Source organism: Streptomyces sp. NPDC056128 (genome assembly GCF_042263835.1).
GTDB lineage: Bacteria > Actinomycetota > Actinomycetes > Streptomycetales > Streptomycetaceae > Streptomyces.
This window is the reverse complement of the sequence record NZ_JBHJVQ010000019.1, coordinates 24,520-47,748: the sequence shown is the minus strand read 5'-3', so window position 1 is coordinate 47,748 and position 23,229 is coordinate 24,520. Positions and strand designations below refer to the sequence as shown.

At 72.1% G+C, this 23,229-nt stretch carries 19 protein-coding genes and 2 pseudogenes; 11 read left to right on the top strand and 10 right to left on the bottom strand.

All coding sequences use genetic code 11. From position 1 onward, the window contains the following. Window positions 1-2: 2 nt before the first annotated feature. Window positions 3-1,539 (bottom strand): annotated as a pseudogene (locus ACFC1X_RS27965) (gamma-aminobutyraldehyde dehydrogenase). 202 nt (window positions 1,540-1,741) lie between these two features. Between ACFC1X_RS27965 and ACFC1X_RS27960 the strand changes: the two are divergent. Beyond that, complete coding sequence (locus tag ACFC1X_RS27960; RefSeq protein WP_376358339.1) at window positions 1,742-2,329, top strand: NADAR family protein; 588 nt, start codon at window positions 1,742-1,744, stop codon at window positions 2,327-2,329. Between the two features lie 76 nt (window positions 2,330-2,405). On the opposite strand, the gene ACFC1X_RS27955 is transcribed toward ACFC1X_RS27960, so the two are convergent. After that, window positions 2,406-3,323: an SDR family oxidoreductase gene (locus ACFC1X_RS27955; protein ID WP_376358336.1), complete on the bottom strand. Its 918-nt coding sequence runs from the start codon at window positions 3,321-3,323 to the stop codon at window positions 2,406-2,408. 80 nt (window positions 3,324-3,403) lie between these two features. Beyond that, on the bottom strand, window positions 3,404-4,840 hold the full coding sequence (locus ACFC1X_RS27950) for an MFS transporter (protein ID WP_376358333.1): 1,437 nt from the start codon (window positions 4,838-4,840) through the stop codon (window positions 3,404-3,406). A gap of 130 nt (window positions 4,841-4,970) precedes the next feature. Here ACFC1X_RS27950 and ACFC1X_RS27945 point away from each other — a divergent pair, with 130 nt between their 5' ends. After that, a complete protein-coding gene (locus tag ACFC1X_RS27945) occupies window positions 4,971-5,927 on the top strand; it encodes an AraC family transcriptional regulator (RefSeq protein WP_376358331.1) in 957 nt (318 codons plus the stop codon). Here the strand turns inward: ACFC1X_RS27945 and ACFC1X_RS27940 are convergent. Then, window positions 5,917-6,792 carry a hypothetical protein gene (locus ACFC1X_RS27940; protein WP_376358328.1) on the bottom strand — a complete coding sequence of 292 codons (876 nt, stop codon included), beginning with the start codon at window positions 6,790-6,792 and terminating at the stop codon, window positions 5,917-5,919. The two genes, ACFC1X_RS27945 and ACFC1X_RS27940, sit on opposite strands and share 11 nt — an antisense overlap. Before the next feature lie 156 nt (window positions 6,793-6,948). On the opposite strand from ACFC1X_RS27940, the gene ACFC1X_RS27935 reads away from it, so the two are divergent. From ACFC1X_RS27935 to ACFC1X_RS27925, 3 genes and pseudogenes are all read left to right on the top strand, one after another. Beyond that, entirely contained in the window at window positions 6,949-8,010 is a 1,062-nt protein-coding gene (locus ACFC1X_RS27935) for an adenosine deaminase (protein WP_122615140.1), read from the top strand. 13 nt (window positions 8,011-8,023) lie between these two features. Continuing rightward, window positions 8,024-8,737, top strand: a complete 714-nt coding sequence (locus ACFC1X_RS27930; protein ID WP_376358325.1) for a glycerophosphodiester phosphodiesterase — start codon at window positions 8,024-8,026, stop codon at window positions 8,735-8,737. 148 nt (window positions 8,738-8,885) lie between these two features. Then, a pseudogene (locus ACFC1X_RS27925) lies at window positions 8,886-10,077 on the top strand (serine hydrolase domain-containing protein). Here ACFC1X_RS27925 and ACFC1X_RS27920 read toward each other — a convergent pair. The 3 genes from ACFC1X_RS27920 to ACFC1X_RS27910 all read right to left on the bottom strand — a co-directional run bounded on the left by ACFC1X_RS27920 (window position 10,055) and on the right by ACFC1X_RS27910 (window position 13,428). After that, window positions 10,055-10,624, bottom strand: coding sequence for an HXXEE domain-containing protein (locus ACFC1X_RS27920; RefSeq protein WP_376358322.1), 570 nt, complete (start codon window positions 10,622-10,624; stop codon window positions 10,055-10,057). The pseudogene ACFC1X_RS27925 and the gene ACFC1X_RS27920 sit on opposite strands and share 23 nt — an antisense overlap. Before the next feature lie 12 nt (window positions 10,625-10,636). Then, window positions 10,637-11,827 (bottom strand): spermidine/putrescine ABC transporter substrate-binding protein, encoded by a 1,191-nt coding sequence (locus ACFC1X_RS27915; RefSeq protein WP_376358319.1) that lies wholly within the window; start codon window positions 11,825-11,827, stop codon window positions 10,637-10,639. Between the two features lie 161 nt (window positions 11,828-11,988). Further along, on the bottom strand, window positions 11,989-13,428 hold the full coding sequence (locus tag ACFC1X_RS27910; RefSeq protein WP_376358316.1) for a gamma-aminobutyraldehyde dehydrogenase: 1,440 nt from the start codon (window positions 13,426-13,428) through the stop codon (window positions 11,989-11,991). A gap of 165 nt (window positions 13,429-13,593) precedes the next feature. Between ACFC1X_RS27910 and ACFC1X_RS27905 the strand changes: the two genes are divergently transcribed. The 6 genes from ACFC1X_RS27905 (at window position 13,594) to ACFC1X_RS27880 (ending at window position 19,321) form a co-directional block, all read left to right on the top strand. After that, entirely contained in the window at window positions 13,594-14,109 is a 516-nt protein-coding gene (locus tag ACFC1X_RS27905) for an Lrp/AsnC family transcriptional regulator (RefSeq protein WP_376358313.1), read from the top strand. Between the two features lie 2 nt (window positions 14,110-14,111). Beyond that, entirely contained in the window at window positions 14,112-15,485 is a 1,374-nt protein-coding gene (locus ACFC1X_RS27900) for an aspartate aminotransferase family protein (RefSeq protein WP_376358310.1), read from the top strand. Between the two features lie 214 nt (window positions 15,486-15,699). After that, complete coding sequence (locus ACFC1X_RS27895; protein WP_376358307.1) at window positions 15,700-16,476, top strand: ABC transporter ATP-binding protein; 777 nt, start codon at window positions 15,700-15,702, stop codon at window positions 16,474-16,476. Further along, window positions 16,458-17,858 (top strand): hypothetical protein, encoded by a 1,401-nt coding sequence (locus ACFC1X_RS27890; protein ID WP_376358304.1) that lies wholly within the window; start codon window positions 16,458-16,460, stop codon window positions 17,856-17,858. Before ACFC1X_RS27895 ends, ACFC1X_RS27890 begins: the two co-directional genes overlap by 19 nt. Window positions 17,859-17,995: 137 nt before the next feature. Continuing rightward, window positions 17,996-18,403 (top strand): VOC family protein, encoded by a 408-nt coding sequence (locus ACFC1X_RS27885; RefSeq protein ID WP_376358301.1) that lies wholly within the window; start codon window positions 17,996-17,998, stop codon window positions 18,401-18,403. Window positions 18,404-18,610: 207 nt separating this feature from the next. Beyond that, window positions 18,611-19,321 (top strand): LAETG motif-containing sortase-dependent surface protein, encoded by a 711-nt coding sequence (locus ACFC1X_RS27880; protein ID WP_376358298.1) that lies wholly within the window; start codon window positions 18,611-18,613, stop codon window positions 19,319-19,321. A gap of 95 nt (window positions 19,322-19,416) precedes the next feature. Here ACFC1X_RS27880 and ACFC1X_RS27875 read toward each other — a convergent pair whose 3' ends face one another. The 3 genes from ACFC1X_RS27875 to ACFC1X_RS27865 are packed head-to-tail and all read right to left on the bottom strand — an operon-like array spanning window position 19,417 to window position 23,211. After that, entirely contained in the window at window positions 19,417-20,436 is a 1,020-nt protein-coding gene (locus ACFC1X_RS27875; RefSeq protein WP_376358296.1) for an ABC transporter ATP-binding protein, read from the bottom strand. Window positions 20,437-20,467: 31 nt separating this feature from the next. Then, entirely contained in the window at window positions 20,468-22,150 is a 1,683-nt protein-coding gene (locus ACFC1X_RS27870; protein ID WP_376358508.1) for an ABC transporter permease, read from the bottom strand. Continuing rightward, on the bottom strand, window positions 22,126-23,211 hold the full coding sequence (locus ACFC1X_RS27865; protein WP_376358294.1) for a thiamine ABC transporter substrate binding subunit: 1,086 nt from the start codon (window positions 23,209-23,211) through the stop codon (window positions 22,126-22,128). Before ACFC1X_RS27865 ends, ACFC1X_RS27870 begins: the two co-directional genes overlap by 25 nt. Window positions 23,212-23,229 lie beyond the last annotated feature (18 nt).

Genomic DNA, 23,229 nt, shown 5'->3' with positions numbered 1-23,229 from the left:
GACTAGCGGTCCCCGAAGACGGTGCGGTGCCAGTCCTTGGCCGCCACCGCGGTGTTGTCGAACATGACGTGCTTGACCTGTGTGTACTCCTCGAAGGAGTAGGCCGACATGTCCTTGCCGTAGCCGGACGCCTTGTATCCGCCGTGCGGCATCTCGCTGATGATCGGAATGTGGTCGTTGATCCACACACAGCCCGCCTTGATCTCGCGGGTGGCGCGGTTCGCCCGGTACACGTCCCGGCTCCAGGCGGAGGCGGCGAGCCCGTACGGCGTGTCGTTGGCCAGCCGGATGCCCTCGTCGTCGCCGTCGAAGGGCAGCACGACCAGGACGGGACCGAAGATCTCGGACTGGACGACCTCGCTGTCCTGCGCGGCGTCGGCGATGAGGGTGGGCCGGTAGTAGGCGCCTTCCTCGAGGTCGCCCTGCGGTGCCTCGCCACCCGCCACCACGCGCGCGTAGGAGCGCGCCCGGTCGACGAAACCGGCGACGCGGTCCCGCTGGACGTGGCTGACCAGCGGGCCGAGGTCGGTGCCCGGCGCGAAGGGGTCGCCGACCCGGACGGTCTCCATGAGGGCGGCGGTCTTCTCGACGAACGCCTCGTACAGGGGCCGCTGCACGTACGCGCGCGTGGCGGCGGTGCAGTCCTGGCCGGTGTTGATCAGCGCGCCCGCGACCGCGCCGTGGACGGCGGCGTCCAGGTCGGCGTCGTCGAAGACGAGGAAGGGCGCCTTGCCGCCCAGCTCCAGGTGCAGGCGCTTGACGGTGGCGGTGGCGACCTCGGCGACCCGCTTGCCGATCGCGGTGGACCCGGTGAAGGAGGTCATGGCGACGTCGGGGTGGGCGACCAGGTGCTCGCCGGCCTCCCGCCCGGTCCCGCTCACGATGTTGATCACGCCGTCGGGGATACCGGCGGCGGTCGCGGCCTCGGCGAACATCAGGGAGGTCAGCGGGGTGATCTCGGCGGGCTTCAGCACGATGGTGTTGCCCGCGGCGATCGCCGGGAGGATCTTCCAGGCGGCCATCTGGAGGGGGTAGTTCCAGGGCGCGATGGAGCCGACCACGCCGATCGGCTCGCGGCGCACGTACGAGGTGTGGTCGCCGGAGTACTCCCCCCGCCGACTGCCCCTGGAGGTGCCGGGCGGCGCCGGCGAAGAAGGCCGCGTTGTCGATGCTGCCGGGCACGTCGAACTCGCGGGTCAGCTTCAGCGGCTTCCCGCACTGGAGGGACTCCGCGCGGGCGAAGTCCTCGGCGCGGTCGGCGAGCACGGCGGCGAACCGGTGCAGGGCGTCGGAGCGCTCGCCGGGCGTGGCGCCCGCCCACCCCGGGAACGCCTCCCGCGCGGCGGCGACGGCCGCGTCGACGTCGTCGGGACCGGCGAGCTCGTAGGTCAGGACGTCTTCGCCGGTCGCCGGATCGACGACGGTGTGGGTACGCCCGGAGGTGCCCTTCGTCAGGCGGCCCGCGATGTACTGGGCCCCGTCCGCGAAGCGGTCCTGGGCCGGGAATCGGTCCGGGGTGGCGTTGCCCGGGTTGTGCATGTCGGCTCTCCTCGGTCTCCCCGTGGCGGGGGCCGGCGTGGCTCAGGCTCGATGTGAGTGCCGATCCTGACAGAGCACTAGGGCTCCAACAAGTGATTCCGTTGTTGCCATTTGGTTACGCGACGGAATCTGTCGACCAGGTGTCGAGTCGCCACGGAAAAGCACGGACGGAGTGTCAGTGGCGCGTGCCAGACTCGCGTGCATGGACAGGATCACGGGGGCGGCGCCGGAGCCCGGCGTCATCGACAGCAGGGAGGCGCTGCTCGGACAGGTCCGCGCGGGCGCCCGGATCAAGTACCTCTGCTTCTGGGGCCACCGCCCGCTCCCCGACGGCCGCGTCGGACCGGGCTGCCTGAGCCAGTGGTGGCCGTCGCCGTTCACCGTGGCCGGGGTGGAGTACGCGACGGCCGAGCACTGGATGATGGCCGGCAAGGCCAGACTCTTCGAGGACCCGGAGGCCGAGCGCCGCGTCCTGGCCGCCGGGCATCCGGCCGAGGCCAAGAAGGCGGGCCGGCTGGTCCGCGGCTTCGACGAGGCGGTGTGGCAGCGGGAACGCTTCGGGATCGTCGTCGAGGGCAGCACCCACAAGTTCGCCTCGGACCCGGCGCTGCGCGACTTCCTGCTGAACACGGGCGGCAGAGTCCTGGTCGAGGCGAGCCCCGTGGACCGCGTCTGGGGCATCGGCCTGCCCGCGTCCGACGAGGCGGCGACGGACCCGGAGCGGTGGCGGGGGGCGAATCTGCTGGGGTTCGCGCTGATGGAGGCGCGGGAGCGGCTGCGGACGCGGTGATCTTAGCGGGCGCGGCGGCACAGTAACCGGACACCGGTCCACGGGTGCGGCGACGGTCACGGCGACCGGCTTCGGATCATGCGCCGACTCGTGCCCAGTACTCCCAAGGCCGCGCTTTGACCCACTCGAGCGTCGGAGTGAGCTGGATGCCCAGCGCTTCCTCCACGGACGCCGGATGCGGACAGAGCAGGTCGGGGGCCTGGCCCTCGCCGACGTGGTGGTAGATCCCGGCGACCCCGGCCGCGGCCTCGGCGCCGAGCAGGTCGGCGAGCCCCTGCTCGAACCTGGCGACCTCCAGGGGCAGGTAACGGACCTCGCGGCCCAGGGCCTGGCCGAAGACGGCCGCGAGTTCGGGACCCGTCAGGACGTCGGCACCGCCGACGTGCAGCACCTGGCCGGCGGGCACGTCGTCGTCGAGGGCGCGGGCGGCGACCTTGGCCAGGTCCTCATGGCTCATCCACGCCACGCGCTGCTCGGCGGGCAGCGGGTAGGCGAGGACGCCGTCGTTGACGATGGCGGGGCCGTTCCAGGGGCTGAAGAGGTTCTCCAGGTAGACCGGCGGCCGGATGGTGACCACCGGGACCGCACCGGCTCGCAGCACTTCCTCGGCGCGGCGACGGGTCTCGAAGCCCGCGTAGCGCGTGGCCTCGTCCGGAACGGGCGTATTGGTGTTGAGGACGATCCGGCGCACGCCGGCCTCATGGGCGGCCTCGGCCACGTTGCGGGCATAGTGGGTGACGGTGTCGGGGTCGTACTCCAGCGGCATGACGACGACGGCGTGCGTGGCACCCCGGAAGGCGGCGCGCAGGGCCTCGGGGCTGCCCAGGTCGCCGCGGACCGGCGTGAACCCGCCGCCCGCAGCCGTGGCCTTGGCCTCGTCGCGGACCAGGCCCCGCACATCGTGCCCCTGGCCCGAGAGCCACCGGGCGACGGCACCGCCCTGGAATCCGTTGGCGCCGGTCACCAGGACGCGCTTGAGGTGCTCTTGTGTCATGTCGTGCCTTTCATCGTGTGGTTCGTGCGGGGCGTACGGGCCCGATCGCGGGCCGCGGGGGCCGGACCGGGAGGCCGCGATCAGGACACGGGACGCCGTTCTGCGGCGGCGGTGCTCGCCTCCGTGTCCGGATGGGGCGGCGCGGGAAGCCGCAGCCGCAGGGACAGCAGCACGCCGAGTACGGCGAGAGCGGTCCCCACCAGGAAGGCGGCGCCGAAACCGTCGGTCAGGGCGGTGTCGTGGGCCGCGGTGGAGGCGTTGGTACGGGCGGCCGCCACGCCGGACAGCACGGCCAGGCCGATGACGGAGCCGAACTGGAGGCTGGTGTTGACCAGCCCCGAGGCGAGGCCCGCCTCGTCCTGGCGAGTGTCCAGGGTGGCGGCGACGTTGGTGGTGATGGAGACCAGCGGCAGGGCCACGCCGAGCACCAGCGTCGGTGCCAGGACGTCGGCCGCGAACGAGCCGTCGGCCGGGATCCGGGACAGACCGGCCATCCCGACGGCGACCAGCGCGAACCCGGCCGCCATGACGCCCCGCAGACCGAACCGGCCGATCAGCCGGTCCGCGAGGGAGGCGACGGCGATGACGACCACGCACAGCGGCAACAGGGCCAGACCGCCGAACACCGCCTCGTGGCCCAGCACCGCCTGGAGGTAGAGACTGACCAGGAAGAACATCGGAAACAGCGACATCTGCCACAGCGCGGCCAGGAGATTGGCGAGCCGAAGTGTGGGCCGACGCAACACCGCGGGCGGCACCAAGGGGTGCGCGACCCTGCGTTCCACCAGGGCGAACAGGACCAGCAGCACGACGGCGGCGCCCCCGGTGGCGAGGGTCGCGGTGGACCGCCACCCGGCCTCGCCCGCGTTGACCACGGCGTAGGCCAGCAGGGCCAGGCCTGCCGTGCCCGCGATCGCGCCGGGCACGTCGAAGCCCTGTTCGCGCCCGCCGCCGGTACCGCCCGGCAGCAGCCGGGGTGCGGGCAGCATCAGTGCGACACCGGCGATCACGTTCAGCGCGAACGTCGATTCCCAGCCCAGCCAACTGGTGAGCACCCCGCCGAGTACCGTGCCGACGGCGCCTCCGGCGCCCGCCATCGCGGCGAACACCCCGAGCGCCCGATGCCGTTCGGGACCGTCCGGGAACAGGCTCAGCACCAGGGCGAACGCCGCCGCGGCGGCCATGGCCGCGCCGACGCCCTGCACCGCCCTGGAGGTGATCAGCAGCGCCGCGTCGTCGGCGAGGGCGCCCAGCAGCGAGGAGGCCGACAGCACGCCGAGCCCGGCCAGGAAGACCCGGCGCCGGCCGAGCAGGTCCGCGGCGCGTCCGCTGAGCAGGAGCAGACCGCCGAAGGAGACGAGGTAGGCGTTGGCCACCCAGGACAGCTCCGCGGGCGAGATGTCGAGCCCTTCCCCGATGGACGGGGCTGCCACGTTGATGATCGAGGTGTCGAGGAGCAGGACGAACTGGGTGCAGGCGAGCAGCGCGAGCGCCCGCCACCGGTCAGCCGAGCGCATCGAGGTCGCCCGCGGCGACGGCCGTCACGTTCTTCATGAAGTCATCGTTCTCGGCGGGGTCGCTACGATCAATTAGTCATGAGCCGGATCCGTTTAAGGATCGTCCGGAGTGCCGTGGGGGGAATCGTCCATGCATGACGACGTGCTGAGCGAGGTACTGCGCCCGCTGTGGCTGACCGACGTGTTTCACAGCACCTGGCGGGCCGGAGGGCAGTGGGGGGTCGAGGGACACGACGACAGCTGCGCGATCGTTCACTACATGGTCGACGGCGGCTGTGTCATCACGTTCGACGACGATTCCGCACCGGTGTCGCTGAACGAAGGGGATCTGGCGGTCTTCCCGCACGGCACCGCCCACACCTTCGCCGCGGAGCCCGGAGTGGCCGCCACGCCGTTGTCCGCGCTGCTTACGCGCAGCCCGCCGAGCGGGTCGCAGGTCATCACCGTCGGTACTCCCCCGTACCGGACGCGGATGCTCTGCGCGAGCCTGCGCTACTGCGCGATCGGCGAACCGGTCCTCTACTCGGCGCTGCCCAGGCTCATCGTGATCCGGGACCGCTTCCTGAAGGGCGAGTCGCTGCTGGTGCGCACGCTGGAGTCGCTGCCCGCGGAGGTGGGGCGTACGGCGCCCGGTTCCCGGCTGGTGACCCTGCGGGCGTTCGAGACGGTGTTCATCCTGTCGCTGAGGATCGCCATGGAGCAGCTGGCGGACGAGTCACCCGCCCTCCAGGCGCTGCACCATCCGGGCATCAGCAAAGCGCTGATGGCGATCCACGGCTCCTACGGGAACCCGTGGACGGTCGAGTCGCTGGCCCGCGAGGCGGGTATGTCCCGCTCGGTCTTCGCCCAGTTGTTCCGGGAGTTGGTCGGCCAGCCGCCCATGCGGCATCTGACTCTGCGGCGGCTCCAGGAGGCCCGACGGCAGCTCGCGGACACCTCCGTCCCGCTCCACGAGATCGCCCAGCTCATCGGCTACGGCAGTCAGGTGGGCTTCCACCTGGCGTTCCGCAAGGAGTACGCCATGACGCCCGGCGAGTACCGGTCCAGGCACCGGACCGCGGCCGCCCCGATCCGCACTACGGCATGAAGATCACCAGCGCGCCGAAGCCCACGCCCAGGACGATGCCGACGATTCCGCAGATGATCCCGGCCAGCGCCTGGCCCGCGTTGGAGGCCTCGCCCCGGTTCGCCTTCGCGCGGCCGAGGGAGCCGAAGACGATCCCGAGGATGCCCACGATGATCGCGAGCGGCCAGAGGCAGAAGCCGACGGCGGCGATGATGCCGAGGACGAGGCCGGTGGTGCCCATGCCGTTGCTCGGCATCGGTCCCATGCCGGACCAGCCGTAGTAGCCGTGCGGCTGCGCACCGGGGTATCCGGCCGGGCCCGGGTGCCCGTAGCCGACCGGGCCCGGGTAGCCGTAGGGGACCTGGCCGGGGCCGTCCGGCGCGATGGGCGGCGGCGGGACCGGCTGCCGGTCCTGGGCGTACGGCGGCGGCGTGACCGGGGGCGCGAAGGGGTTGGGCGCGCCGGTGCTCGCGGCGGCCGTCGGGTCCGGTGCCGCGAAGGGGTTGGCGGGGGCGGACGGGGCGGCCCACCCCGGGGGGTCCGCGGCCGGCATGGACGTGACCGTCTGCTGGTCGTGGACGGACGGGGGCGGCCAGGACGCGCTGCCGTTCGAGGCGACGGTCGTGCCGGGCCCGCCGTCGGCCGCAGGGGCGGCGTCCGCGGGCGGCGCCCAGGGGTCGGGGGTGGCCGGACCACCGGGGGCTATGGGCACTCCCGGCGTGCCCGGCTTGTCGAGGCCGACCCCGGGGGCCGGTGCGGTGGCGCCCGCGGAGGGACCGCCGTCGGCAGGGGTGCCGGGCGCGGCCGGCCCGGGTGCCGGATCGTTCCCCGGAGCCTGAGGCGTGTGCCGCGGGTCGTTTCTCGGCGGCTGCGCGTCGTCGGGCATGTGCGGGTCCCCCTCAGTCGAACGTCCCGTCATGCTACGGCCCGTCTCCGTCCGGCACGGGCCCGGCCTACGATGATCCCGAGTCACCGATCAGCCGATCACCCGCGCCCCGCCGGCCCACGCCGGCCCGGGACGCCGCTGTGGGGAGGAACACCCTTGACCGAGCACCTCGTCGACCCCGACGTCCCGCGTGACCTGCACGCCTTCATCGCCGGGCTGCCGAAGGCCGAACTGCACGTCCACCACGTCGGTTCCGCCTCCCCGCGCATCGTCTCGGAGCTGGCCGCGCGCCACCCCGACTCCAAGGTCCCCACCGACCCCGAGGCCCTGGCCGACTACTTCACCTTCACGGACTTCGCGCACTTCATCGACGTGTACCTGTCCGTCGTGGACCTGATCCGCACACCGGAGGACGTCCGGCTGCTGACCTACGAGGTGGCCCGGGAACTGGCCCGGCAGCAGGTGCGGTACGCCGAGCTGACCATCACCCCGTTCTCCTCCACCCGGCGCGGCATCGACGAGCGCGCCTTCATGGACGCGATCGAGGACGCCCGCAAGGCGGCGGAGGCCGAGTTCGGGACCGTACTGCGCTGGTGCTTCGACATCCCCGGCGAGGCGGGGCTCCAGTCGGCGGAGGAGACCGCGCGGCTCGCCACGGACGACCGGCTGCGCCCGGAGGGCCTGGTCTCCTTCGGGCTGGGCGGGCCCGAGATCGGCGTCGGCCGGCCGCAGTTCAAGCCGTACTTCGACCGGGCCATCGCCGCCGGACTGCACTCGGTGCCGCACGCGGGCGAGACCACCGGCCCGGAGACCGTCTGGGACGCCCTGACCGAGCTGCGCGCCGAGCGCATCGGCCACGGCACCAGCTCCGCCCAGGACCCGAAGCTGCTGGCCCACCTCGCCGAGCGGCGCATCCCGCTGGAGGTGTGCCCGACCTCGAACATCGCCACCCGCGCGGTGCGCACCCTCGACGAGCACCCGATAAAGGAGTTCGTGCGCGCCGGCGTCCTGGTGACGATCAACTCCGACGACCCGCCGATGTTCGGCACCGACCTCAACAACGAGTACGCCGTCGCCGCCCGGCTCCTCGGCCTGGACGAGCGGGGCCTCGCCGGCCTGGCCAAGGACGGGGTCGAGGCGTCGTTCCTGGACGCGCCGGGCAAGGCACGGATCAAGGACGAGATCGACACGTACACCGCCTCCTGGCTCTCCTCCTGAGACGGCGGCCCCCATGCATCCTCCCCTGCGCAAGCTGACCGCCGTGGCCCACCGCGGCGACCCGTACCGGCACCGCGAGAACACGCTCGACTCGCTGCGCTCCGCCCTCGACCTCGGCGCGGACGCGGTCGAGACCGACGTACGCCTGACCCGGGACGGCGTGCCGGTGCTGCTGCACGACGAGACGCTGAAGCGGCTGTGGGAGCACGAGCGGCCGCTGCGCTCCCTGTCGGCCGAGGAGGTGCGGGGGCTCACGGCGGGCCGGGTGCCGACCCTCGCGGAGGCGCTCGCCGCGACGGACGGCAGCAGGCTGATGCTCGACCTGCCGGGGGCGCCCGGCGAGCGGGCGGTCCGGCGCATCGTGGACGTGGTCCGCGAGTGCGGGGCCGAGGACCGCGTGTACTACACGGCGGGGCCCGTCGCCATGCTCGCCGTACGCGCCGCCGACCCGGCCGCCGAGATCGCCCTGACCTGGACGACGTCGGCCCCGCCCCGGGCCGCCCTGCTGGCGGCGGTCCGGCCGCGGTGGCTCAACTACCGCTTCGGCCTGGTCGACCGGGCACTGTCCGACCGCGTCCACACCGACGGCTACCTGCTGTCGGTGTGGACCCCCGACACCCGCCGCACCATGCGCCGGCTGATCGCCCTGGGCGCCGACTCGATCACGACCAACCGGGTCGACGTGCTGTGCGCCCTGCGCGGCGGGGCGGGTCCGCGCCGCCCGTAGGGGTGATCCCGTACAAGTCCCCCCGCTCATGGGGGACTTCCCGGAGTCCGGGCCCGGGGCCCGTGCCCTCCTCACCGACGATCCGTGACGGGTCGCGGCGGACGAGGATGATCATCGACCTTCCCGCCCGGAACCACTGGAGCAGTCGATGCGTGCCCGTACCTCCACCGTCCTCGCCGCTTCCCTCGTACTCGCCCGGCCCACTTGCGGCGCCCGCCTTCGCCGCCCCGCCCTCCCCCAACGCTTCCGCGACCTCCGCCCCCGGGCACAGAACGGACGGGACGGACGGGACGGACGGAGCGGACGTCTTGGACGAAGTCGCGCTGCGCGCCGCCGTCGACGCGGTCCCGAACCAGCACGCCACCGCCGCCCTCGTACGGGTCGGCGCCACCGGCGACACCTGGCGCGGCAGCGGGGGTGTGCGCGACCTGGCCAGTGAGCGGCCAGCCCGCGAGAACGCCCGCTTCCGGGCCGGGTCGATCACCAAGGTCGTCACCGCCGCCACCGTGCTGCGGCTGGCGGCGGACGGCAGGGTGGACCTGGACGCGCCGGTACAGCGCTACCTGCCCGACCTCTTCACGCCGGAGTTCCGGCAGCCGATCAGCGTGCGCCAGTTGCTGAACCACACGAGCGGCATCCAGGAGGGAGACAGCTTCGGCGACGACTTCGCGGAGGTGTACCCCCACCGCTTCGACACACTCACCCCGCAGCAGGTCGCGGCGTCGGCGATCGCGGAGGGACCGGAGTTCGACCCCGGGGACCAGCAGCGCTACCTGAACATCAACTACACGGTCCTCGGCCTGTTGATCGAGAAGGTGACGGGACGCACGTACGCCGCCGAGGCCACCCGGCTCGTCCTGCGCCCGGCCGGCATGCGCCACACCTACTTCCCCGGCACCGACCCCCGCATCCGGGGTCCGCACAACCGGGGCTACCAGAAGGTGGAACGGCCCGACGGAACGACGAAACTCGTCGACGTGACCGAGTGGAACCAGGCGGACCGCTGGGCGGCCGGCGACATGATCTCGACCACCGCCGACCTGGAGCGGCTGCTCACGGAGCTGTTCGGGGGACGGATCGTGCCGCAGCCGCAGTTGGAGGAGATGTTCACGACTCCGGCGGGCCTCCCGAAGGCGACCCGCAGCGCGGGCCTGGAGTACAAGAAGGTGGGCGGCCAGATGTTCTGGGGCAAGTCGGGCTCCCGCTACGGCTACAGCGCCCTCATCGGCGGAACCCGCGACCTGAGCCGCACCCTCGTCTACTCGGTCAACTCCACCGACGCCAAGAGCGAGGAGCGCAACCCGGTCATCGACGGCATCACCGCGGCCGCGCTGAAGTAGCCCCCGTCAGCCGCCGCGCCACGGTGTGCGCCGCGACCGTCGCCGCGCCCGCGAGCCCCAGCCCCCGGGCGAGGTCGCGCGGGCGCGTGGGCCGCAGCACACCGGCGCGGCGCAGCCGGTGCCGGGCCCAGAGGGTGAACGGGACGACGATCAGCGCAGAGGTCACCGACCCGGGCGTGTAGCCGCGGACGAGCCCGGCCTGCGCGAGGTGGACCAGGCCGTGCAGACCGAAGGCGTCGAGTGCGGTCTGGTACGCGGCCGACCGCCCGCCGGTCAGCCGTCCCGCGACGGACGCGGCGGCCACGACCGCGGCCATCGCCCCGACCGCCACGGCGAACTCCCGCCCGTCGACCGATCCGGCCCGGCGCCAGACGCCCTCCGGCACCGTGGGGAACCGCTCGCGCAGGACCGGCAGATTGCGGCGCCACCAGCCCGGCACGGTCGCCAGTTCCTCGGCATCGTGCAGGGCCCAGGCGGCCAGCAGTCCGAGCGTGACCGCACCGCCGACTTCCACGGAACGCGATTCACCACTCGATGAATTATCCATTGCGTCAGTCTGCTACACGCCGACGATCCCGTTCCACCGCTTCGCGAACTCCGCCCGCTCCCCCGCCCCGATGTCCCGGGCGATCCTGAGGCGCTCGCGCATCTTGTCGTCCGGGAAGATCAGCGGGTCCTCGGCCAGGGCGGCGGTGTCCGGGTCGTCGGAGGAGGCGAGTACGTCCCGGGCGGCGGGGACCGGGCAGACGTAGTTGACCCAGGCGGCCAGCTCGGCGGCGACCTCGGGCCGGTAGTAGTAGTCGATCAGCCGCTCGGCGTTGCCCTTGTGGCGGGCCAGGTTGGGGATCATCAGGGACTCCGCCCACAGCTCGGCGCCCTCCTCCGGGACCACGAACTCGATGTCCGGGTCGTCGGCCTGGAGCTGGATCACGTCACCGGAGTAGGCCTGGCAGGCCAGCACGTCCCCGCTGGAGAGATCCTTGATGTAGTCGTTGCCGGTGAAGCGGCGGATCTGGCCCTTGCCGACCTGCTTCTCCACCAGGTCGCACATCGTGTGGAAGTCGTCCGTCTTCCAGTCGGTGATGTCCACCCCCTCGCCCTGCATCAGCAGGGCGAACGCCTCGTCCATGCCGGACAGCAGGGTCACCCGGCCCTTGAGGTCGGCCGCCCACAGGTCGGACACGTGCCGGATCTCCCGGCCGAGCCGGCGGCGGTTGTAGGCGATGCCGGTGATGCCCGACTGGTACGGCACGGTGAACTTCCGGCCCGGGTCGAAGGCGGGCGAACGCAGCAGCGGGTCCAGGTACTTGGTGACGTTCGGCTGTCGGGAGCGGTCCATCTCCTGCACCCAGCCGAGCCGGACGAACCGGCCGCACATCCAGTCGCTGATGACAATCAGGTCGCGGTCGACGGGCTGGTGGTTCATCAGGGACGGGCTGATCTTGCCGAAGAACTCGTCGTTGTCGTTGATCTCCTCGATGTAGTCGACGGAGATGCCCGTCCGCTCCTCGAACGCCTCCAGGGTGGGCCGGCGGCTCGGGTGCTCGTCGTCGGTGTCGATGTACAGCGGCCAGTTCGCCCAGGTCAGCCGGCGTTCGGCGGCGGACCGGTCGGTGGCGGCGCGGTCGCCCGGCGCGACGTACGCGGCCGGCACACCGCAGCCGGCCAGCGCGCCGAGCGCGGCGCCGCCGCCCAGGCCGCGCAGCAGGGACCGGCGGGAGATCGAGGGCGTCCTCGGGAGCAGGGGCATGGCCGCAGGATCCCGCGCCCGCGCCCACCGGGACAATCGACGCTGCGTCGAGCGCCTCCGGCCAGGCCCGACACCCTGTCGACCGGGACGCGTTCACGATGCACGCACCGCGGCCCCGGAACGGGATTCCCGTCCGGGGCCGCGGTGCGCGAACCTAGGTGTCAGGCGTCCAGCGACGTCATCACGTGCTTGACCCGCGTGTAGTCGTCGAAGCCGTACGACGACAGGTCCTTGCCGTAGCCGGACTTCTTGAAGCCGCCGTGCGGCATCTCGGCGACCAGCGGGATGTGGGTGTTGATCCACACGCAGCCGAAGTCCAGCTTCTTGGACATCCGCATCGCGCGGCCGTGGTCCTTGGTCCACACCGAGGAGGCCAGCGCGTACTCGACGCCGTTGGCCCACTCGACCGCCTGGTCCTCGTCGCGGAAGGACTGGACGGTGATGACGGGGCCGAAGACCTCCTTCTGGATGATCTCGTCGTCCTGCTTGAGACCAGAGACGACGGTCGGGGCGTAGAAGTAGCCCTTGTCGCCGACCCGGTGGCCGCCCGCCTCGACCTTGGCGTGCGCGGGCAGGCGCTCGATGAACCCGGTGACCTGCTTGAGCTGGTTGGGGTTGTTGAGCGGGCCGTACAGCACGTCCTCGTCGTCCGGCTGGCCGGTCTTGGTCTCGGCCGCCGCCTTGGCGAGGGCGCTCACGAACTCGTCGTGGATCGACTCGTGGACGAGCACGCGGGTGGCCGCCGTACAGTCCTGGCCTGCGTTGAAGTAGCCCGCGGTCGAGATGTCCTCGACGGCCTTGGGGATGTCGGTGTCCTCGAATACGACGACCGGGGCCTTGCCGCCCAGCTCCAGGTGGACCCGCTTGAGGTCCTTCGACGCCGACTCGGCGACCGACATGCCGGCCCGCACGGAGCCGGTGATGGAGGCCATCGCCGGGGTCTCGTGCTCGACCATCAGGCGGCCGGTGTCGCGGTCGCCGCAGACGACGTTGAAGACGCCCTTGGGCACGATGGAGCCGATGATGTCGGCCATCAGGGCCGTGGAGGCCGGGGTGGTGTCCGACGGCTTGAGGACGACCGTGTTGCCCGCGGCGAGCGCCGGGGCGAACTTCCACACGGCCATCATCATCGGGTAGTTCCAGGGGGCGACCTGCGCGCAGACGCCGATCGGCTCGCGGCGGATCATGGAGGTCAGACCCTCCATGTACTCGCCCGCGCTGCGGCCCTCCAGCATCCGCGCCGCACCCGCGAAGAAGCGGATCTGGTCGACCATCGGCGGGATCTCCTCGGAGCGGGTCAGCCCGATGGGCTTGCCCGTGTTCTCCACCTCGGCCGCGATCAGCTCCTCGGCCCGCTCCTCGAACGCGTCGGCGATCTTCAGCAGGGCCTTCTGCCGCTCGGCCGGGACCAGGTCCCGCCAGGCCGGGAAGGCCGCGGCGGCGGCCGCCATGGCCGCGTCCACGTCCGCCTGTCCGGACAGGGGCGCGGTCGCGTAGGCCTCTCCCGTGGCGGGGTTGACCACCTCCGTGGTCCGTCCGTCGGCGGCGTCCCGGAACTCACCGTCGATGTAATTGCGCAGACGACGCAGCTCGGTGCTCACTGCCGGCCCTCCAAGGTTGGGTGTCCAATCACTGAGACACCCACCCTAATCCGTGCACCGACGTTTTCAACACCCCCGATCGCCCCTTGATTGCGAAATCCGCAGACTGAAACGACCTAGACAACGGATTTCATCGATACGGCCTTGCGAAACTGTCGAGACGTCGTGCACAGTGTGGGCGTGGCCAGTCGAAGCGCAGACCCGAAGGACTCCCGCGAGTCCAGGAACGGCGGTCCCCAGTTGGACGCCGTCTCCCTCGCCATCATCGAACAGCTCCAGGAGGACGGCCGCCGGCCGTACGCCGCCATCGGCAAGGCCGTGGGCCTCTCCGAGGCCGCGGTGCGCCAGCGCGTCCAGAAGCTGCTCGACCAGGGCGTGATGCAGATCGTCGCCGTCACGGACCCGCTCACCGTGGGCTTCCGGCGCCAGGCGATGGTCGGTGTCAACGTGGAGGGCGACGTGGAGTCCGTCGCCGACGCGCTGACGGCCATGTCCGAATGCGAGTACGTGGTGATGACCGCGGGCTCGTTCGACCTGATGGTGGAGGTCGTCTGCGAGGACGACGACCACCTCCTGGAGGTCATCAACCGACGCATACGGGCCGTGCCCGGCGTGCGCTCCACCGAGAGCTTCGTCTACATGAAGCTCAAGAAGCAGACCTATATGTGGGGAACCCGATAATCGTGAGCACCGACAGCCCCAAGGACCTCAGCAGGACCGCGTACGACCACCTGTGGATGCACTTCACCCGCATGTCGTCGTACGAGAACGCCCCCGTCCCCACCATCGTCCGCGGTGAGGGCACCCACATCTACGACGACAAGGGCAAGCGCTACCTCGACGGTCTCGCCGGCCTGTTCGTGGTCCAGGCCGGACACGGCCGCCAAGAGCTGGCGGAGACCGCCTCGAAGCAGGCGCAGGAGCTGGCCTTCTTCCCGGTGTGGTCCTACGCCCACCCCAAGGCCGTCGAGCTGGCCGAGCGCCTCGCGAACGAGGCCCCCGGCGACCTCAACAAGGTCTTCTTCACCACCGGCGGCGGTGAGGCGGTCGAGACCGCCTGGAAGCTCGCCAAGCAGTACTTCAAGCTGACCGGCAAGCCGACCAAGTACAAGGTCATCTCCCGCGCGGTGGCCTACCACGGCACCCCGCAGGGCGCCCTGTCCATCACCGGCCTGCCCGCCCTGAAGGCCCCCTTCGAGCCGCTCGTCCCGGGCGCGCACAAGGTGCCGAACACCAACATCTACCGGGCCCCGATCCACGGCGACGACCCCGAGGCCTACGGCCGCTGGGCCGCCGACCAGATCGAGCAGCAGATCCTCTTCGAGGGCCCGGACACGGTCGCGGCCGTCTTCCTGGAGCCCGTGCAGAACGCCGGCGGCTGCTTCCCGCCCCCGCCCGGCTACTTCCAGCGGGTGCGCGAGATCTGCGACCAGTACGACGTGCTGCTCGTCTCGGACGAGGTCATCTGCGCCTTCGGCCGCCTGGGCACGACCTTCGCCTGCGACAAGTTCGGGTACGTCCCGGACATGATCACCTGCGCCAAGGGCATGACCTCGGGCTACTCCCCGATCGGCGCCTGCATCATCTCGGACCGCCTGGCCGAGCCGTTCTACAAGGGCGACAACACCTTCCTGCACGGCTACACCTTCGGCGGCCACCCGGTCTCCGCCGCGGTCGGCATCGCCAACCTCGACCTGTTCGAGCGCGAGGGCCTCAACCAGCACGTGCTCGACAACGAGGGCGCCTTCCGCGCCACCCTGGAGAAGCTGCACGACCTGCCGATCGTCGGCGACGTCCGCGGCAACGGCTTCTTCTACGGCATCGAGCTGGTGAAGGACAAGGTCACCAAGGAGTCCTTCAACGAGGACGAGACCGAGCGCGTCCTGTACGGCTTCCTCTCCAAGAAGCTCTTCGAGAACGGCCTGTACTGCCGTGCCGACGACCGCGGCGACCCGGTCATCCAGCTCGCCCCGCCGCTGATCTCCAACCAGGAGACCTTCGACGAGATCGAGCAGATCCTGCGCGCCACGCTCACGGAGGCGTGGACGAAGCTCTGATCATCCGTCCAGATGATCATCTAGTAGTTCCGGAAGATCATCACGGGCCCCGGTGCCGTCCGTTCGAGTGAGAACGGCGGCCCGGGGCCGCGTGCTGTCCGGCTTCCCCCGCGGCGACTCCCTACCGTGCCCAGTGACCGATCGGCCCCCTCCTCGTTCCCCCGGACGGGGGACGTGACCGGGGAAACACGGATCAGAACCGAGGTGTACGCCCATGGAGGCCCCGCCGGACAACGACGTGCTCTGGGCCCGCGCCCTGCACTTCCAGCACCAGGACGGCTCCCCCGCGCTTCAAGGCGTGTCGCTCGGCGTCCGCGAGGGCGAGATCCTCGCCGTGAGCGGCCCGCGCGGAAGCGGCAAGACCACGCTGCTGCGCTGCCTGTCCGGACTGGTCCGGCCGCAGGACGGCGAGGTCTGGTTCAACAGCGTGCCGGTGCACACCATGGGACCGCTCAGCCGCGAACGGCTGCGCCGCGACCGCTTCGGCTGGATCGACCCCGCCCCCGTGCTGGTCCCGGAACTGAACGCCTGGGAGAACGCCGCCCTCCCCCTCATGCTGCGCGGCACGGGCCGGCGCCGGGCCAAGACCGCCGCCCTGGAGTGGCTGGACCGCCTGGACGTCGGCGACAAGGCCCGCCGCCGCCCGCGGGAACTCCAGCAGGCCGAGCGGCAGCGGGTCTGCATCGCCCGCGCGCTGGCCGTCGCCCCCGCGGTCCTCTTCGCCGACGAGCCCACGGCGCCGCTGCACCGCGCCGACCGCGCCCAGGTGCTGCGCACCCTCACCACGGCGGCCCGCTCGCACGGCATCACCGTCGTCCTCGCGACGCACGAGGCGCAGACCGCCGGCCTGGCGGACCGCGCGGTGGCGCTGCTGGACGGACGGCGGGTACGGACCGTGCATCTGCCCCCGCTCGCCGAGACCGCGGTGGCCACGGGCGCCGCCGGGGCCTCCGGAACGGAAGGCCGGGCCGCGTGCTCGCTCTCCGCCTGACCCGCGCCGCCCACCTCGCCGTCCACCTGCGCCGCCTGCTGGTCGCGGTGGCCTCGGCGGGCACGGGCTTCCTGCTGCTGTGCGCCTTCGGACACGCGATGAGCCACCCGGACGCGCCCGGTTCCTCCGCCCTCCGCCTCGCCTGGTGCGCGGCGCCGCTCGCCGCCACCGTGTACCTCGCGGTCGCCGTGGCCCGCACCGACCCCGGCACCCGGCCCCGCTCGGGGCTGTCCGCGATCGGCCTCGGGCCGGGCCGGCTGATGGCCGTCTCGGCGACGACCACGGCCCTGTCGGGCGCGCTCGGCTCGGTGGCGGCCCTGCTGCTCTTCCTCCATCTGCGCGGCGACCTGACGGGCCTGCCCTTCGACGGCGTCGCGGCCGACGCGCTGGCCGTCGGCCAGTCCCTCCCGGCCCCGGCGATCCTGACGCTGCTGGCCCTGGTACCGGCCGCCGCCTCGGCCGCGGTCGCGTACTCCCAGCGCCCCCGCGAGCCGCGCCGCGCCCGGGCCACCGGCGTCCGCGGCTACGGCCGCTTCGGCGCGTACGGCTGGGGCAAGGCCCGGGAGACCTTCGGCACCTACGGCCGCTTCGGCGCCCGCTGGACGTCGTCCCCGGCGGAGGCCGGTGCCCCGGCGCCCGCGGCCCGGCAGGCGACCGCCGGTTCCGCCGAGTCCTCGGACGTCCCCTCCGGGGGAGCCGCCCTGCTGACGCGGGCCGGTGACGACGCCCCCGCGGCGGACCAGGACGGCCCCCCGCCCGCGCAGGGCCCCGCCCCCGCCCTCCCGACACCCCGCCCGCCGAACACCACCGTCCTCCCCTGGGGCATCGCCGTGCTCGCCGCGGGCCTCACCGTCGAGACCTACACCGGGCACCCGGCCACCACCCCCGACACCGCCCCCTCGGCCGGCGTACTCATCGGCTGGGCCCTCACCGCCCTGGGCCTCGCGCTCGCCGGTCCCGGCCTCACCCACCTGTGCGGCCGCCTCCTCCAGGCCGCCCGCCCCGGCGCCCTGCGGCTGCTGGCCGGACGCGTCCTCATGGACGAGGCGCACCGCATCGGCCGCCCCCTCGGCGTCGTCTGCGCCGTGGCCGCCGCGGCCTACGTGGCCACCTCGCTGTACGCCACCGACGGCCCGGACTTCGGCCCGCTGAGCACCCTGGGCGCCCTCCTCGTGGCCGGCTGCACGGTGGCCACCCTCCTCACCGCGGCCGTGGAGGCCAAGCACGCCCGTGCCGACACCACCGACGCCCTGCTGCGGCTGGGCGCGCCCCCGGCGACCCTGCGCGGCGCCGCCGCGGTACGCGCCGCCGCGCTGCTCGCCCTGTTCGGTCCGCTGACCCTGATCGTCGCGGAACTTGCGGCGCTCCCCCTGTCCCGCTGACCGCACGCGGACGCCTTCGAAGAACCCCGGAAAAATTCTCGAAGAGATCCGCGGAACGACGATGAGTTTCGCGTGCCCCGCACGTCTAACTTCTCGAACAGCACGACAACGGCAGCGCACTTACGGGAGAGGCCCTCATGTACCAGCAGATGATCTTCGTGAACCTGGCCACCAACGACCTGGCCGCCTCGAAGAAGTTCTTCAACGGTCTCGGCTACGAGATCAACGCGCATTTCAGCGACGACACCACGGCCTCGATCCCGCTCAGCGAGACCATCGTCGTGATGGTGCACACGCCGGAGAAGTACCGCCAGTTCACGAAGAAGGAGATCGTGGACTCCGCCAAGTCCAGCGAGGTGCTCCTCGCGCTGAGCGCCGAGAGCCGCGAGAAGGTCGACGAGCTGGTGGAGAAGGCGGTCGCGGCGGGCGGTTCGGTCAGCGGCGAGACCCAGGACCACGGCTTCATGTACGGCCGCGCCTTCGACGACCTCGACGGCCACACCTGGGAGGTCGTGTGGATGGACCCGGCGGCGGTCGAAGGCTGAGCCGGCAGGGGGCCGGGGCACCTCCCGACGCGCTGAAACGTGTCGGCGGTTAATAAGACGGCAAAGTCAACGTGCTTGGCTGGCATATGCGTTGACACTGCTTATGCACCGCTTATAAACCAGTGAGGCTCATGGGTGTGCTGATGCCGTGTCATCGGGCGTCGGCACCCTGCCCACCCCCCATCTGTGCTCCCGTAAAGGACAAACGTGGCAGTCCTGTCCATAATCAGCCGCACGGCATCACGCCGTAGCGTCCGCGCCCTCGGCGTCGTCGCCGCCTCGGCGGCTCTGGCCGTCGGCGCCGCCGGCAACGCCCTCGCCTGTGACATCAGCGAGTTCTCCGCCGCCGCCAAGTGCGAAGGCGACAAGGGTGTCATCACCGTCACCGACGTGGACCCCGCCGGCATCCCCGCCGTCGTCACCGTCTACCTGCAGAACAACGGCGCCGACGCCGAGAAGATCGGCGAGAAGACCGTCAAGGGCTCGCGCGACGGCAGCACCATCACCTTCGCCGCGGACTGGAAGCCGAACGCCGAGTACCGCATCCACGTCAAGGCCGACCGGTACGTCGACGAGGACATCAAGCCGAACCTCGTGACCCCGTCGACCCCCTGCAAGACCGAGGACACTCCGAGCCCGACCCCGTCGGAGAGCTCCTCGACCCCGTCCGACGAGACGGAGACCCCGGCTCCCGAGCCGTCCACCTCGGCCCCCGCGCCGACGGAGGACGAGAGCACCGCCCCGGCGGCCGCGCCGAGCAACGCCCCGTCCCCGGCGGCCGGTGACTCCAACCTCGCCGAGACCGGCGCCAACTCCAACACCGGCATGATCGCCGGTATCGCGGCGGCCCTGGTCGCCGTCGGTGGCGGTGCCGTCTTCTTCGGCCTGCGCCGTCGCGGAGCGAACAGCACCCGCTGACGCCCGCACACAGATGGACAGCGGCGGTGGCCCGTCCCCGGTTCGGGGGCGGGCCACCGTCATGTCCGAGGAGCGCCCCCGTCGCGGGCCGGCGCTCAGCCGAGCACGACGACCTCCGCCGCGTCGAACTCCACCCCGACCGCGTCCCCGACCTCCGGCGCCGCCCGCAGCGCGCACGCCGCCTCCAGGCGCGGCGCGTCCTCCGGCTGGAGTTGCACGGCGACATGGGTGCCCCGGAAGGTGCGGGCCGCGACCGTGCAGCGCAGGCCCGCGTCGGCGGCGACGATCCGGACCCCGGCCGGGCGCACGAGCACCGTCCGCGTCCCCTGGAGGGCGTCCTCGGGGACCGGGACCTTGCCCCAAGGGGTGTCCGCGACCTGCCCCGCGACGGTCGCCCCGGCCACGTTGTCGAAGCCGAGGAAGCGGGCGACGAAGGCGTCGGCCGGCCGCTGCCACACCTCGAGCGGCGTCCCCGACTGGGCGATCCGCCCGTCCCGCATCACCACGACCCGGTCGGCGAGCGCGAACGCCTCGCCCTGGTCGTGGGTCACGGCGAGCACCGTGGTGCCCAACCGGCCGAAGAGTTCACGCAGTTCGACGACGAGGCGCTCCCGCAGCGAGCGGTCGAGCTGACCGAGCGGCTCGTCCAGCATCAGCAGCCGGGGCCGGGGCGCGAGCGCCCGGGCGAGGGCCACCCGCTGCTGCTCGCCGCCGGAGAGCGCGGCGACGGACCGGCGTCCGGCGCCCGGCAGTCCGACCAGCTCCAGCAACTCCCCCACCCGGTCCCGCTGTTCGGTACGGGACGCGCCCCGCATCCGGGGCCCGAAGGCGATGTTTCCGGCCACGTCCCGCTGCGGGAACAGCTGGTGGTCCTGGAACATCAGCCCCACCTCACGCCGGTGCGCGGGCACCCCGGCCTGGTCCCGCCCGTCGAGCGTCACCCGGCCGGCGTCCAGCGGCTGGAGCCCGGCCACCGCCCGCAGCAGCGTCGACTTGCCGCTGCCGCTGGGCCCGAGCACGCACACCACCTCGTGCTCGGCGACCCCCAGGTCGACGGCGTCCAGCACGGCCCGCCCGCCGAAGCGGACGGTCGCGCCCTCAAGGCTCAGCAGCATCCCTGGATCACCCGCACAACCAGTCGCATCTCTAGAACTCCCCGCTCCGGTCGGTGCGCAGCCGTTCCAGCACCACCAGCGCCACGGCGCACACCAGCATCAGAATCGTCGAAAGGGCCATGGCCTGGCCGTAGTTCATGTCCCCGGGTCTGCCCAGCAGCCGCGCCACGGCGACGGGCAGCGTCGGGTTGTCGGGCCGCGCGATGAACACGGTCGCGCCGAATTCCCCGAGGGACACGGCGAAGGCGAACCCGGCCGCGACCAGCAGCGCCCGCCGCACCATCGGCAGGTCCACCTCCCGCCACACCCGCCACGGCGACGCCCCGAGCACCGCCGCCGCCTCCCGCAGCCGTCCGTCCACCGCCCGCAGTACGGGCAGCATGGTCCGTACGACGAAGGGGACACCGACCAGCGCCTGGGCGAGCGGCACCAGGATCCAGGAGGAGCGCAGGTCCAGCGGCGGTTCGTCCAGCGCGATCAGGAACCCGAAACCGACCGTCACGGCGGACACCCCGAGCGGCAGCATCAGCAGCGCGTCGAAGCCCCGCACGAAGCGGCCCGCGTCGCGCCGGGTGAGCGCGGCGGCGGCGAGACCGCCGATCACCACGGCGATGGCGGTGGCGGCGACGGCGTACTGGAGGGAGTTGCCGATCGCCTCGATCGGCGGGACCAGGAAGGTGCCGCCGTCGGCACTGGTCAGCGCCCGGTAGTAGCCGAAGCCGGGTGCGCCGAGCGACCGCTGGACCAGCACGGCGAGCGGCAGCACCAGCAGCAGGGCGACGGTGCCCAGGACGCCGGCCAGCAGCGCCCACTGGCCCGTGCCCCGGGGCCTGCGCGCGGTCGTGGCGGCGTCCACCAGCCGCAGGGCGCTCTCCCGCCGCCGTACCGTCCAGGCGTGCACCGCGAGGACCGCGGCGACCGCCACGAACTGGATCAGCGTCAGCACGGCGGCCGTGGAAAGGTCGAAGACCTGGGACGTCTGCCGGTAGATCTCCACCTCCAGGGTGGAGAAGGCGGGCCCGCCGAGGATCTGCACGACGCCGAAGGAAGTGAAGGTGAACAGGAACACCATCAGCGCGGCGGCCGCCACCGCGGGAGCGAGCGCGGGCAGCGTGACCTGCCGCCAGGCCCGCAAGCGGGAGGCGCCGAGCATCCGCGCGGCCTCCTCCTGCCGCGGGTCGAGCTGCGCCCACAGGCCGCCCACGGTGCGCACGACGACGGCGTAGTTGAAGAAGACGTGCGCGAGCAGGATGGCCCACACGGTGGTGTCCAGCCGTACGCCCCACAGCTCGTCGAGCAGCCCGCCGCGCCCCACCAGGGCCAGGAACGCCGTCCCCACGACGACCGTCGGCAGCACGAACGGCACGGTCATCACCGCCCGCAGCACCTGCTTGCCGGGGAAGTCGAAGCGGGCGAAGACGTAGGCGCCGGGCAGTGCGATCAGCAGGGTGAGCGCGGTGGACGCCAGCGCCTGCCAGGTCGTGAACCACAGCACGTGCCGCACGTCGGACTGGGCGAGCACGTCCCCGATCCGGCCGAACTGCCAGGCGCCGTCGACCTCCAGGCCGCGCGCGACAATCGCGGCGACGGGGTAGGCGAAGAACACCGCGAAGAACGCGACGGGCACGACCATCAGGGCGAGCCGCGCCGCGCTCCCGCGCAGGGTCCGGGTCCGGCCCGGACCCTTGCCTACTTCAGTACGAGCGAGGTCCACGACTTGACCCACTGGTCGCGATTGTCGGCGATCTTCGCCGGGTCCATGGTCTGCGGGTCCTTGGCCTGCGGCCCGTACTTCGCGAACGCCTCGGGGATCTGCGCGCCCTCCCGCACCGGGTACACGAACATGTTCAGCGGCATGTCGTCCTGGAACTGCTTGCTGATGAGGAAGTCGAGGAGTGCCTTGCCGCCCTCGGGGTTCTTGGCGTTGCTCAGCAGGCCCGCGTACTCGACCTGGCGGAAGCAGGTGCCGTCGGCGACGCCCGTGGGCGCGGTGGACGGCTGCGGGTCGGCGTAGATCACCTCGGCGGGCGGGGAGGAGGCGTAGGAGACGACGAGCGGACGGTCGCCCTTGGCCTTCTTGCCCCCGGCCGAGCCGGAGAACTCCTCGTTGTAGGCCTGCTCCCAGCTGTCGACGACCTTGACGCCGTTGGCCTCGAGCTTCTTCCAGTAGTCCTGCCAGCCGTCGTCTCCATACTTGGCGGCCGTGCCGAGCAGGAAGCCGAGGCCGGGTGAGGAACTGCCGGCGTTCTCGGTGACGAGCAGGTCCTTGTACTCGGGCTCGACCAGGTCGTCGAAGGAGTCCGGCGGGGTCAGCCCGTGCTTCTTGAAGTACGCCTTGTCGTAGTTGACGCAGATGTCACCGGTGTCGACGGGCGTGACCCGGTGCTTGTCCTGGTCGGCCCGGTACTCGGGCAGGATCAGGTCGGAGCCCTTCGCCTCGTACGGCTGGAACAGCCCGTTGTCGAGGGCGCGGGAGAGCAGGGTGTTGTCGACGCCGAAGAAGACGTCGCCCTGCGGGTTGTCCTTGGTGAGGACGGCCTTGTTCACGGCCTGCCCGGCGTCGCCGTCCTCCAGCACCTTGACCTGGTAGCCGGACTTCTTCTCGAAGGCGGCGATGACGTCCTTGGACGCAGCCCACGAGTCATGGCTGACCAGGGTCACGGTCTTGGAGTCGCCGGAACCCTGCCCCTCGTCGGACGACGACCCGCACGCGGCCAGGCCGCCGACCATGCCAAGACCGACGGCCAGGACGGTGACCTTCTTGGTGATGCTCACTGATTCCTCCTGGGTGAC